Source organism: Rhizobium sp. YAF28 (assembly GCF_052113285.1).
Taxonomy (GTDB): domain Bacteria; phylum Pseudomonadota; class Alphaproteobacteria; order Rhizobiales; family Rhizobiaceae; genus Rhizobium.
Genome location: NZ_JBFRCX010000001.1, coordinates 684,483 through 697,026 on the forward strand (window position 1 = coordinate 684,483; position 12,544 = coordinate 697,026).

The following is a 12,544-nucleotide window of genomic DNA, read 5'->3' on the forward strand; positions in this document are numbered from 1 at the left end:
AAGAAGAAAAACACTATGAAACTCGTCGACAAGCGGGTTGTTCTGCATTTCCCCGGATTCGAACCGCTTGATGGCGCAGCGCACCGGGCGCGGTACGAGCGTACCGCAAGGCAAAGCGCATTCGTCTGGGGCTATAATGTCGCGACCGGTGCTGCGGTCGACGGGCAGTATGTTTCCTTCGATGTCGGCACCGGCGCCGATGGCTGGCAGACGCAGACACGCGTCCATGTCTTCGACCATAACGAGCTGGTGCAGCGGTTGCGCACCGGCAATACGGCAAGCCGGATCGCGGCGGGCTTTGCAAGCTTCTGGCAGGTTGTTCGCGAGGGCGGCATGGCCGGCTATTTCCGCCATGCCTGGCGCTTTGGCCTGTTCTTCCTCTTTCCCTTCCTGCTGACGGCGCTCGCAATCGTCATCACACTGCAGATCCTGACGCTGCATTACTGGCTGGGACTTCCCGGCTGGCACGTCGGCTGGAGCGCGCCGCTGGCGGCCATCTTCTTCACCTTCGGTTTCCTGCCGTTCTCTGAGCGCTTCCACACGCTGCATCTCTTCGCGGATTGGGAAATGGCCGTGGCGCTGGCACGCATGGACAGGCCTGTTTTCAACGACTGGCTGGAACAATGCGCGACTTCGATGCGCGCGGCACTCAACGAGGAGGCCGATGAATATGTCATCTCCTCGCACAGTATGGGCTCCAGCGTCGCGGCGCATGTCGTCGGGATTCTGTTGGAGCGGGAGCCTGACGTTTTCAAGGGCAAGCGCGTGGTGTTTGCGACGCTCGGCTGCGCGATCCTGCAATGCGCGCTGATATCGTCGGCGACGCCCTTGCGCTCGCGCGTCGGCCTGATTGCGCGTTGCCCGGATATTTTCTGGCTCGATGTGCAGTGCCTGACGGACTCGATCAACTTCTACAAGGTGCCTGTCGTCAGCGTTTCCGGCCATCCGGATGCGCCGCAGGCGAGCATGATCCATATCCGCGTGCGGCAGATGCTGACGCCTGAACATTACAAGAAGATCCGTAAGGATCAGCTGCGCGTGCACCGCCAATATGTGCTGGGGCCGGACAAGAAATCCGCCTTCGATTTCACGCTGCTGACCGCAGGCCCGATGCCGGCCTCGGTCTTTGCCTATCCCGAGCAGGACAAGCTGCCGGCCTGAGAGCTCAGCAATGAAAAGGTGAGGAGGCGTCGATCACTTTCGAGCCATCGCTTCCGTTTCAAAACAAAAACCCGGCGGAAGAAGCCTTCCAGCCGGGCCTGTTCGTTTCAGATCTTCAGTCGGCCGAAGCCAGCATTTCAATCCGGTGCCGAGGTCTGCAGGGCAAGAGCGTGCAGGATGCCGCCCATATTGCCCTTCAGCGCCTCATAGACCATCTGGTGCTGCTGCACGCGGCTCTTGCCGCGGAAGGCTTCCGCGACGACTTCGGCGGCGTAGTGATCGCCGTCGCCTGCCAGATCGCGGATCGTTACCTTGGCACCGGGAATCCCGGCCTTGATCATGTCTTCGATATCGCCGGGTTTCATGGCCATGATCGTTACTCCTTGCGCATCATTCCGCGGCGACAAGCTCGCCGCGGCCGTCCATGAAATCAGGGAACCACGATTCATGGGCATCGCGCAATTGCTGAATCGGCAGCGCAATCAGATCGTCGACGACGAGGGCATCGCCCTTGATAGTACCGAGGCGGCGGAAGGGGATGCCTGAACCTTCTGCGTTGGCGCAGATGAAATCGGCAACATCCTTCGGAACGGTCAGAACGTAGCGCGCCTGATCCTCGCCGAAGAGCTGGGCATGGGCCGCACCCTTGCCTTCGCTGAGGCTGACGTTGAGACCCTTGCCTGACGCCATCGCCATTTCAGCGAGCGCCAGGACGAGGCCGCCGGAGGAAATGTCGTGGCAGGCGGTCGCCTGACCGTTACGGATAACCGAGCGGACGAAATCGCCGTTGCGGCGTTCGGCGAAGAGATCGACCTCGGGTGCCGGGCCTTCGGTGCTGCCGACGACATCGCGCAGATAGACGGACTGGCCGAGATGGCTGCCGTCGGTGCCGATCAGCAGAACCCGGTCGCCTTCGGCAGCGCTGCCGATTCGGGCCATCTTGCGCCAGTCGGGCATCAGACCGACGCCGGCTATGGTGGGCGTCGGCAGGATCGCGACACCATTGGTTTCGTTATAGAGCGAGACGTTGCCGGAGACGATCGGGAAGTCCAGTGCGCGGCAGGCTTCGCCGATGCCCTTCACGGCCTCGACGAACTGGCCCATGATCTCGGCCTTTTCCGGATTGCCGAAGTTCAGGTTGTCTGTGGCCGCCAGCGGCTCGGCGCCGGTCGCGGTGATGTTGCGCCAGCATTCGGCAACCGCCTGCTTTCCCCCCTCGAAAGGATTGGCCTCGACATAACGCGGGGTGACGTCGGAGGAGAAGGCCAGCGCCTTCAGCGGATGGCCTTCGACGCGCACGACACCGGCGTCGCCGCCCGGAAGCTGCAGGGAGTTGCCCTGGATCAGCGTGTCATATTGTTCATAGACCCAGCGGCGGCTGGACTGATTGGCGGAGCCGACGAGCTTCAGCAGCGCTTCGTTGTAATCTTCCGGTGCTGCAACGAGGTTGGCGGGCAGGGGCGCACGCTTGCCGGATTCGCGCCAGGGGCGGTCATATTCCGGAGCCTGGTCGCCGAGATCCTTGATCGGCAGGTTGGCGACTTCCTCACCCTGATGCATGACGCGGAAGCGAAGATCGTCCGTGGTCTTGCCGACGATCGCGAAATCGAGGCCCCACTTGACGAAGATCGCCTTGGCTTCCTCTTCCTTTTCCGGCTGCAGCACCATGAGCATGCGCTCCTGGCTTTCCGACAGCATCATCTCGTAGGCGGTCATACGCTCTTCGCGCACCGGCACCTTGTCGAGTTCGAGCAGGATGCCGAGGTCGCCCTTGGCGCCCATTTCGACGGCCGAGCAGGTGAGGCCGGCTGCACCCATATCCTGGATGGCGATGACGGCGCCGGTCTTCATCAACTCGAGGCAGGCTTCGAGCAGGCACTTTTCGGTGAAGGGGTCGCCGACCTGAACGGTCGGACGCTTCTCTTCGATCGATTCATCGAATTCTGCCGATGCCATGGTTGCACCGCCGACGCCGTCACGGCCGGTCTTGGCGCCGAGATAAACGACCGGCAGGCCGACACCTTTGGCTTCCGAGAGGAAGATGGCGTTCGACTTGGCAAGGCCGGCTGCAAAGGCATTGACGAGGATGTTGCCGTTGTAGCGGGCATCGAACTCCACTTCGCCGCCGACCGTCGGCACGCCGAAGGAATTGCCGTAGCCGCCCACACCTGCCACGACGCCGGCAACGAGATGGCGTGTCTTCGGATGATCCGGCTCGCCGAAACGCAGCGCGTTCATGGCAGCGATCGGACGCGCGCCCATGGTGAAGACATCGCGCAGGATGCCGCCGACACCGGTCGCCGCACCCTGATAGGGCTCGATATAGGACGGATGGTTGTGGCTCTCCATCTTGAAGACGACGCAGTCGCCGTCATCGATATCGACCACACCGGCATTTTCGCCAGGTCCCTGGATGACGCGCGGTCCCTTGGTCGGTAAGGTGCGCAGCCACTTCTTGGAGGATTTGTAGGAGCAGTGCTCGTTCCACATGGCCGAAAAGATGCCGAGCTCCGTGAAGCTCGGTTCGCGGCCGATCAGATCCAGAATGCGCTGGTATTCATCCGGCTTGAGGCCGTGTGAGGCGATGAGTTCCGGCGTGATCTTGATAGTGTTTGGGATGGTCATGAGCTCTCGAAAGTCCCTGCCTTAGAGCAATCCAGCAAAAGTGCGCAGCGGTTTTGCGTCCGGAATTGCGTGAAACAAAGAGATAGACCATGACCGAGATTCGAAGAACAACGGACATGCCCTAGCGCGTTTGCCGTGTCTTTAGCTTAAGTAGGAATTGCGCGCGATAGGAAAATGCCTGCCGTCAACAGAGGGCAGGCATCAAAAGCTTCACAATGCTGTCTTTAACGGGCGAGGCCCGTCAGAATTTGTAGCCGACCATCAGTCCGGCGCGGGTCATGCCGTCGTTCGGGCCGTCGCAGAGATTGGCATTCGAGGAATGGGCGAGTTGCGCCATGACATTCCAGTTGCTGTTGAAGCGATAGCCGGCGCCGAGATATTCGTGGAACAGCACACGACAGCCGAGGTCGGGGTGGTCGTCGTCATCGCGAAGCTCGCCAGTGTGGATGACGCCGCCGAAGCCAGCTTCAGCGAAGATCTTGTCGCTGAGGTCGACCGTCCAGGTGAAACCGGCGAAGAACTGCGTGGCTTCACCCGCCGTGCCGATCGAGGTGCCGACATGGACGCGCGGATGCATGAGCTGCTGCTTCCAGCCGGTTGCCTGCTCAAAGCCGAAGGGATCGAAAAGGGCCGTTATTTCGGGGAAAACGCCATCTTCATGGGAATGTCCGCCCTGTACGGAAGCGGAAGCGCCAAAGCGCAATTCGTCGAAAATCTTGTCTCCGGCTTGCGCCGCTGATGACATTCCCAAGCTGCTGGCGATTACTGCGACCGACGCGATACTCGACAGGCTTAAACGGAAATCGGATTTCATCTGCTGTCCCTTGATTCTCGCCCGACCAGCGGAATGGGAAAGAGGTAACATGCAGGTATCGACGGTAAAGCGCTCGCATTCGGATCGTGGCTTTTTCCGCAATCCTGACACCAATTTGCAACAGTTCAGATCTCTCCGTCATAGGCGGAGCCGCCATTTTCCAATAGGCGTTTCAATATCATAAGACCCGACACAAGCTCGTTTCTATCCTTCGGCGAGGAGAAACCGATGCGCACGCGGTGATAGACCTTCTCGCCACGCGCGGCCTTGAACTCGTCCTCGTCATCGACAAGCACGCCATCGCGGAAGGCGGCATTCTTGAAGGTGCCGGACAGCCAGGGTTCCGGCAGTTTCAGCCACAGGAAGGGCGCATGCGGGTGGGATTCGAAATCGAATCCCCGCATGACCTCACGGGCGAGGCCCACGCGGGCCGATAGCTCCACGACACTTGCATTGCGGATCTCGTGCGCCTTACCGCTCTGGACGAGCCGCGCACAGGTTTCGGCCAGAATGAAGGGCAGGCCGCCCGTGACCATCTTGTGCGTGACCTTGATGCGCTGGGCGAAATGTGGCGGGCAGGCGACCCAGCCGCCACGCACGCCGGCAGCAACCGATTTCGACAGGCCGTTGACCAGGAAGGTGCGATCGGGCGCGATTGCGGCAAGCAGCGGCGTAGCGTCATTCGCCATGCCGCCATAGAGATCGTCCTCGATGATCCACACGCCATGCCGTCTGGCGATATCCGCAATGGCGACGCGCCGCTCATAGGGCATGATGGCAAGGGTCGGATTGTGGACCGTCGGCATCAGGAAGATCAGCTTCGGATGCTGCTGCTGGCAGAGCCGCTCGAAATCCTCGGGAATGACGCCGTTCTCATCCGACTCGACCGTCAGCGTGCGCCGCCCGAGCAGGCGGACGCTGCGGCTGACCTGCGTATAGGTGAGGTTTTCGAAAACGATCTTGTCACCGGGTGCAGATACGGCGGCGATGACGGCAATTGCCGCCGCATGCGCGCCGAGCGTCGGAACGACATTTTCGACCTCCGGCGACCAGTCGTTGCGCGCCAGCCAGAGACGACCTGCCTCGAACCAGTTCCGCGGGAAGCTGCGTGAATAGGAGGAGATTTCCGCCAGATGCTGCTCGCCGATCTCGGCCATGATGCCGGCGATCACCTTGCCCTGACCAAGATCGGGGGCGGCGGTCGTGTCGAAGCGGAGCTTGTTTGCCGGGGCGTCTGCAATGCGGGTGCCGCTCAGCGAAAGGGTAAGGGGATCCGTCTGTTCGCTCGGGGGCGTATCGGCACGATCGAGTACATAGGTGCCGCGGCCGACTTCACCGGCGACGAGGCCACGCTCATGAACCAGCGCATAGGCGCGGCCGATTGTTCCGATTGTCACCCCGATGTCATAAGCGAGATTTCGCTGCGGCGGCAGCTTGGCTCCCGCCGGCAAAGCGCCGGAAGCAATGGCGGATTCGATATTGTCCGCAAGCCGCATATAGACTGGGCCGGAGCCCTGCGAGAGATCTGGGAGCCAATTTGTCATGGTGACAATGAATAGATTGTCACCCTCTTGCTGTCAATACTATGTGACAATCACTAGAGCGGAAACAACAGGAGCCAAGGATGTCCGTTGTACCTCAAATGAAGAACCAGATTGTATCGATTGTCTCTATCGATAGCCCACACGAAATTGTCCTCCCGAGGCAGGCGCCGGCCACGACTCGGCTCGGCCGCCTGTGGGCAGTCTTCGTTCTGTGGCAACAGAAGCGGGAGGGGCGCCTGGCGTTGCGCGGACTGACAGCGGATCAACTCAAGGATATCGGCCTGTCGCGGTCCGATGCCGCACGCGAAGTCAGCAAATCGTTTTTCTGGGATTAAGCCAAAGCTTAGCTGCAGGCGCGATTGCCGCCCGACCAGCGGGTGACATCGGCAGCGATGCGGCCGGCGACCGGCTCGGACATCATGGGGCCGAACGCCTGCATCTTGGCCGGATTGCCTTCGGCCTGCACGACGAGCAGCGGCCGGCTTTCAGGGCTGCCCTTGTGCACGACGAGAATGCGCGGACGACCGGAGAAGGAATTGAGTTCCGGTGCGAGCTTGTAGGCCGCAAAAGCCGCATCGCCCGACTTGAACCAGCAACCATTGGCGCCGAGCGCCACACGCTCCATCGTCGACAACGCACTGCGGTCCGGTCCCTTTGCAGGCGTCGAGGACTGGCAGGCAGCAACGAGTGCGGCAAGGCCGGCAAAGGCAGCAGCGTTAGCGATGGCTGCGAAAAGGCGAGGGTGCATCTATCTTGCTCTTCGGCCAGAATTCAGGCGGCGATGACGTCGAGCGCCGAGGCGAAGAGGCCGCGGCCATCCGAACCGCCATGAGCGGCTTCGATGAGATTTTCCGGATGCGGCATCATGCCGAGCACATTGCCCTTGGCGTTCATAACGCCGGCAATGTCGTTGACCGAACCATTGGGATTGGTGCCTTCGGCATAGCGGAAAACGACCTGGCCGTTGCCTTCGATGGCAGCGAGAGTTTCCGTGTCGGCAAAATAGTTGCCGTCGTGATGGGCGACCGGGCAGCGGATGATCTGGCCCTTTTCATAGGCGCGGGAAAAATCCGTCTCGGCGTTGACGACTTCGAGCTTGATCTCGCGGCAGACGAATTTCAGGGAGGCGTTGCGCATCAGCGCGCCCGGCAGAAGGCCGGCCTCGACCAGAATCTGGAAACCGTTGCAGACGCCGAGCACCTTCACGCCTTTGTTCGCCTTCTCGATGATCGCCTGCATGACCGGCATGCGAGCAGCGATCGCTCCGCAGCGCAGGTAATCGCCATAGGAGAAGCCGCCGGGAATGACGATCAGGTCGACATCAGGGATTTCCGTTTCCGTCTGCCAGATCGTCACCGGCTGCTGACCGGAAATCTTGGTGAGAGCGGCGATCATGTCCCGATCGCGGTTGAGGCCCGGAAGTTGAACGACGGCTGATTTCATAAGGTCCCCGCGTTTGGCGAAAGATATTGAACTGGAACGCTTTCGGCGAGCCATACTCCATTGTCTGAGACAAAGAAAGAATGCCCCTCTGAAAACATGCGTGCTGCGTCTACACGCAGGATAATAGTGTCGCCCTTGCGGCGTGTTGCGACGATCTTGGCCGTATCGACATCCGCCGAGAGATGGACGTGGCGCCGTTCCATCTTCTTCAGGCCTTCGCGCTCGATCAGGGGCCAGTTCACGCGTGACGTACCGTGAAAAAGAATTGCAGGCGGCTGGACCGCCTTCAACGCAAGATCGATTTCGACGCTGTGGCCCTGGTTGGCGCGAATTCTGTTATCGACGAGTGCAAAGCGCTTCTTCGGGTTGTTCTCGATGATCCCGATAATATCGGCACGGGAGATGTCGTATTTCGACGTCACCGCCTTTTCGAATGCATCGAAGGATACCCAGCCCTCGGCATCAAGCGTCAGGCCTGCGGCTTCCGGCCCATGGCGCAAAACATAGCTCATGAATTTCGAGACTTCCGTCTCCAGCTTTGCTTCCATGACGCTTCATCCTGAAGGCCCGCCGCGTGGCGGGCCTATGATCGTCAGTCGATCGCGATCGCGTAGTTCTCGATGACCGTGTTTGCGAGGAGTTTCTCGCACATGGCCTTGAGGTCGGCTTCGGCCTTGGCCTTGTCGGTGCCTTCGAGCTCCAGGTCGAAGACCTTGCCCTGGCGGACATGACCGACGCCGCCGAAGCCGAGGGCGCCGAGCGCGCCTTCGATGGCTTTGCCCTGAGGATCGAGAACGCCGTTTTTCAGCGTGACAGTGACGCGAGCCTTGATCACTTGTTTTCCCTGCTTTTACTTGACCAGAACGGGGCCAGTGCCGCGCACGGGCTCGTTTTCATTGATGATACCGAGACGGCGCGCAACTTCGGAATAGGCTTCCAGCAGACCGCCCATATCGCGGCGGAAGAGGTCCTTGTCCATCTTCTTGTGGGTCTCGATATCCCAGAGGCGGCAGCTGTCCGGCGAGATTTCGTCAGCCAGGATGATGCGCATCATGTCGCCTTCGAAAAGGCGGCCGCATTCGATCTTGAAATCGACGAGCTGGATGCCGACGCCGAGGAAGAGGCCGGTCATGAAGTCGTTGACGCGAATGGCAAGCGCCATGATGTCGTCGAGCTCAGCCGGATTGGCCCAGCCGAAGGCGGTGATGTGCTCTTCGGAGACCATCGGATCTTCGAGCGCATCGGACTTGTAGTAGAATTCGATGATCGAGCGCGGCAGGACCACGCCTTCCTCGATGCCGAGGCGCTTGGCGAGCGAGCCGGCGGCGACATTGCGCACGACGATCTCAAGCGGGATCATCTCCACTTCCTTGATCAGCTGCTCGCGCATGTTGAGCCGGCGGATGAAGTGGGTGGGAATACCAATCTTGTTCAGATGGCTGAAGATATATTCAGAAATACGGTTGTTGAGGACGCCTTTGCCATCAATGACTTCGTGTTTCTTCTTGTTGAAAGCAGTGGCATCGTCCTTGAAGAACTGGATCAGCGTGCCTGGTTCAGGCCCTTCATACAGAATCTTTGCCTTGCCCTCGTAGATACGGCGGCGACGGTTCATTGTGGTTATTCTCTAGCTGTTGGCGCTCTTGGGATAGCGCGCGTGGATCGATCTCGTGGCGTCCCCTTAAAGGAAAAGAGAGAGTTTCACAATCCGCCTATCACTCCTTCCCCGGTTTCCGGCCTTGGGCGGGAAAACCGCAATGAGAATCGAAATCTTGCCAAGGAAAGATTACCGCCTTTTTCTTTACGGTGGAATGAAGGCAAAATCTCGGAGGGGTTATACAGGTCTTTATCCGGAGGCTGCTTTGGAGATGGGCCGGCCCACGGAATGGCGGAGATCCTTCTGCAGTGCGCGAGCCTCACCCTCCGGTTGCCGCCAGCTTTCGCCACGGATGAAAGCCGGGAACTGTAGGCCGGACATCGGCCGGGCGAGCGCATAGCCCTGCAGCATGTCGCAGCCGAGCTCCTGCAGGATGCGGACGTGATCGGCGGTCTCGACACCTTCTGCGGTGACGAGAATATTCAGCGAGCGGCCGATCTCGATGATGGAACGCACGAGCTTGCGCTGCTCGGCCGATTGCGGCAGGTGCCTGATCAGCTCGCGATCGATCTTCAGTGTTTTCGGGCTCAGCCGCAGCAAGCTGACGATCGAGGCATGACCGGTGCCGAAATCATCGACCTCAATGTCGATGCCGAGCTTCTTCAGCTTTTTGAGATTGGCGGTGACCGCCTCGTCGCAATCGTCAAGCGAGATCGATTCTAGCAGTTCGAATGAGACCGTGCCGGGCTCGATCTTCAGCGAGCGCAGCTTCTTGCCAAGCTGCGGATCGGAGAGTCTCCGGCCGGAGACATTGACGGAGATGCGGGGAATGGTGAGGCCTTCGCGGATCCAGGCTTTCCGGTCGGCGATCGCCTGTTCGAGGATCAGCGCATCGATGGTCGAGACGACGTCGAGATCCTCGGCAATGTCGAGGAAGCGATCCGGCGCCAGCAGTCCGTGTTCCGGATGCTGCCAGCGGGCCAGCGTCTCGATGCCGGCGATATCGAGCGTGCGGGCATCGAACTGCGGCTGATAGAAGGGCACGAATTCGTTGCGCTCCAGGCCGATCAGGATTTCATCGGCAAGGCGCTTGGCCGTCAGGATCGTACGGCGTGCAGCATTGGAGAAGAATTCGTGGCGGTTGCGGCCGGAGCCCTTGGCCCGGTAGAGCGCGATATCAGCATTGAGCAGGAGCTGCTTTTCGTCGAGCTTGGGGCCGCTATCGATGGCGATGCCGATGCTGGCGCCGAAGCGGCAATCATGCCCCTCGTATTTGATGGGTTTGCGCAGCTCGCGGATGATGCGCTCGGCGACGGTGGCAATCTTCTTCGAGGGAGTGTCGACGATGCAGAGAACGACGAATTCATCGCCGCCGATGCGCGCGACGAAATCGGTGCCGCGAATGGAATCGCGCAGCACCCGGGCAGCATGTTTGAGCATATAATCGCCGGCGCGGTGGCCGAGCGTATCGTTGATCTGCTTGAAGCGGTCGAGATCGATATGAAGGATGGCAAGCGCCAGACCTTCCTCGCGACAATGGGCGGAGAGTTCCTCCAGCATCTTGTCGAGATAGCGACGGTTCGGCAGGCCGGTCAGATAATCATGGAACGCCAGATGCTCGATGCTTTCCTTGGCGGCTTCGAGTTCGCGGTTGCGTGCTTCTGCAAGATCCTTGGCGCGCCGCAACTCGTTGCGCAGCGCCACTTCCTCCGTCACGTCCCAATTGGCGCCGATCAGCTTGCGGCAGCCATTGCCGTCGACGAAGAAGGCCGAGCGGGCACGGATGATGCGCTCGGCGCCATCGCCTCTGATGATACGAAATTCCTGATGAAAGCCGGTCTCGTTGTTGACGTTGCTTTCGACGGTTTCGTTGACGCGATCGCGATCATCAGGATGAACAGTGCTGAGCCAGGCATTGGCTGCCGAGAAACGATCGGCATCCTTCAGTCCGTAGATGGCAATAAGGCGGTCGTCCCATTCGACGGTCCCGTGATCGATATCGGCTTCGAAAACGCCGATATCGCTGATCTGCAAAGCGAGGTCGAGGCGGCGGGAGAGCTGCGCGAGCATCTCCTCGGTTTCCTTGCGCGCGGTAATGTCCGTGTCCGTGCCGACGACGCGCTGAGCAGCGCCGTTCTCATCCCACTCGACGGGTGCGCCGCGGCATTCGATCCAGACCCAGTGGCCGTCCTTGTGGCGCTCTCGATACTGGAAGACATGATAGTCGGGGTCGCCAGCATTCTGGCGCTCGATGGCGTTGACGACGAAATCGCGATCATCGGGATGAACGAGCTGCAGCCAGGCCTCGTAGTCGCCGTCGGCCTCCTCATCCGGCGCCATGCCGCGTATGCTCTTCCAGGTCTGCGAGTAATATTTCTTGTCGAGGCGGTAATTGTGGTCCCAGACACCGAGCCCGGAGCCAACGAGCGCATAATTCCATCGGCTTTCGCGCTCCGCAATGTCGGAATCGTCGGTGTAGCTTGCGAACCCATCGGCCGCCGGCTCGTCGCAACTGACATTGGCGGCTTTTGGCGGGTGGGTTTGCTTCACGGGCGCTCTCGCTTTTCTGGCGTCAGCGCAGTCTGCGGTCTTTCCATTAAGAAATGCTTAGAAAGCGATCGCTTAATTCACTGGAAATGCCGGATTTTTTGGCTTTCTCAGCCGGGCAAGCGGCTGAGAAACTGGGCAAAGACCATCGTGCCTTCCGGCCAGGGGCCGTGGCCGGATTCCGAGTTAATGTGACCGGACTCGCCCGCATCCACAAGGAAAGAACCCCAGCTGTTAGCGATGTCATCAGCATGCTCATAGGTGCCGAAGGGATCGTTGCGGCTGGCGACCGTAATCGAGGGGAAAGGTAACGGATCGCGCGGGTAGGGGCCGAAGGTCATGAGATGCTTCGGGCGGATATCCGGATTGGCAACATCGGGCGGCGCGACGAAGAAGGCGCCGGCTACGCGCTTTTGAAACAGCGGAATTGCGTGGATCACCGATGGCACCCCGAGGGAATGAGCGATGAGCACCACGGGGCGTGTTGAGGCATTCACCGCTTCGGCGATGCGCGCGGTCCAGTCCTCGCGCACGGGCTTGGACCATTCCGCCTGCTCGACTCGGCGCGCGGTGCTGAGTTTTGCTTCCCAGCGGCTCTGCCAATGGTCGGGGCCGGAATTGGTATAGCCGGGAATGATGAGGATATCTGCGTCTGAAGCTTTCATGGTGCCGCCGATGTGAGAAAGCTTAACCGCGATGTCAAGGGAAAGAGCGACTTAGCTCAAAAAATTTGCTAACGTGGCTTTATGCCGGTTGCGTTCTCGTGTCGGCCCTTGTTGCCGACACATTCGCCTCCGGTTCATCTTGGCTGAG

General features: G+C 60.2%; 13 protein-coding genes. 2 read left to right on the forward strand and 11 right to left on the reverse strand.

All coding sequences use genetic code 11. The features are described from left to right. The first annotated feature begins 15 nt into the window (after positions 1–15). Positions 16–1,161 carry a hypothetical protein gene (locus AB4Z13_RS03550; protein ID WP_442205832.1) on the forward strand — a complete coding sequence of 382 codons (1,146 nt, stop codon included), beginning with the start codon at positions 16–18 and terminating at the stop codon, positions 1,159–1,161. Positions 1,162–1,298: 137 nt separating this feature from the next. On the opposite strand, the gene AB4Z13_RS03555 is transcribed toward AB4Z13_RS03550, so the two are convergent. The 4 genes from AB4Z13_RS03555 to AB4Z13_RS03570 form a co-directional block, all read right to left on the reverse strand. Further along, positions 1,299–1,532 (reverse strand): BolA/IbaG family iron-sulfur metabolism protein, encoded by a 234-nt coding sequence (locus AB4Z13_RS03555; RefSeq protein WP_007826248.1) that lies wholly within the window; start codon positions 1,530–1,532, stop codon positions 1,299–1,301. Positions 1,533–1,551: 19 nt separating this feature from the next. Beyond that, entirely contained in the window at positions 1,552–3,786 is a 2,235-nt protein-coding gene (purL, locus tag AB4Z13_RS03560) for a phosphoribosylformylglycinamidine synthase subunit PurL (RefSeq protein ID WP_442205833.1), read from the reverse strand. A 241-nt stretch (positions 3,787–4,027) separates the two neighbouring features. After that, positions 4,028–4,600, reverse strand: a complete 573-nt coding sequence (locus AB4Z13_RS03565; protein ID WP_113321801.1) for an acyloxyacyl hydrolase — start codon at positions 4,598–4,600, stop codon at positions 4,028–4,030. 125 nt (positions 4,601–4,725) lie between these two features. Next, positions 4,726–6,144 (reverse strand): aminotransferase-like domain-containing protein, encoded by a 1,419-nt coding sequence (locus tag AB4Z13_RS03570; RefSeq protein ID WP_113321800.1) that lies wholly within the window; start codon positions 6,142–6,144, stop codon positions 4,726–4,728. Positions 6,145–6,224: 80 nt separating this feature from the next. Here AB4Z13_RS03570 and AB4Z13_RS03575 point away from each other — a divergent pair, with 80 nt between their 5' ends. Then, positions 6,225–6,479 (forward strand): DUF1127 domain-containing protein, encoded by a 255-nt coding sequence (locus AB4Z13_RS03575; RefSeq protein WP_439015091.1) that lies wholly within the window; start codon positions 6,225–6,227, stop codon positions 6,477–6,479. Positions 6,480–6,487: 8 nt separating this feature from the next. On the opposite strand, the gene AB4Z13_RS03580 is transcribed toward AB4Z13_RS03575, so the two are convergent. From AB4Z13_RS03580 to AB4Z13_RS03610, 7 genes are all read right to left on the reverse strand, one after another. Further along, the gene (locus AB4Z13_RS03580) at positions 6,488–6,892 is read right to left on the reverse strand and encodes a hypothetical protein (RefSeq protein WP_113321798.1); all 405 of its coding nucleotides are present in this window, start codon (positions 6,890–6,892) and stop codon (positions 6,488–6,490) included. A gap of 23 nt (positions 6,893–6,915) precedes the next feature. Continuing rightward, a complete protein-coding gene (gene purQ / locus AB4Z13_RS03585) occupies positions 6,916–7,587 on the reverse strand; it encodes a phosphoribosylformylglycinamidine synthase subunit PurQ (RefSeq protein ID WP_113321797.1) in 672 nt (223 codons plus the stop codon). Continuing rightward, on the reverse strand, positions 7,584–8,135 hold the full coding sequence (locus AB4Z13_RS03590; RefSeq protein WP_442205834.1) for an RNA 2'-phosphotransferase: 552 nt from the start codon (positions 8,133–8,135) through the stop codon (positions 7,584–7,586). Before AB4Z13_RS03590 ends, purQ begins: the two co-directional genes overlap by 4 nt. Before the next feature lie 44 nt (positions 8,136–8,179). Further along, on the reverse strand, positions 8,180–8,422 hold the full coding sequence (purS, locus tag AB4Z13_RS03595) for a phosphoribosylformylglycinamidine synthase subunit PurS (RefSeq protein ID WP_007826230.1): 243 nt from the start codon (positions 8,420–8,422) through the stop codon (positions 8,180–8,182). Positions 8,423–8,437: 15 nt separating this feature from the next. Further along, positions 8,438–9,202, reverse strand: a complete 765-nt coding sequence (purC, locus tag AB4Z13_RS03600) for a phosphoribosylaminoimidazolesuccinocarboxamide synthase (protein WP_007826228.1) — start codon at positions 9,200–9,202, stop codon at positions 8,438–8,440. Between the two features lie 231 nt (positions 9,203–9,433). After that, on the reverse strand, positions 9,434–11,734 hold the full coding sequence (locus AB4Z13_RS03605; RefSeq protein ID WP_442205835.1) for a putative bifunctional diguanylate cyclase/phosphodiesterase: 2,301 nt from the start codon (positions 11,732–11,734) through the stop codon (positions 9,434–9,436). Positions 11,735–11,841: 107 nt separating this feature from the next. Beyond that, positions 11,842–12,396: an RBBP9/YdeN family alpha/beta hydrolase gene (locus tag AB4Z13_RS03610; RefSeq protein ID WP_007826223.1), complete on the reverse strand. Its 555-nt coding sequence runs from the start codon at positions 12,394–12,396 to the stop codon at positions 11,842–11,844. Positions 12,397–12,544: the final 148 nt, after the last annotated feature.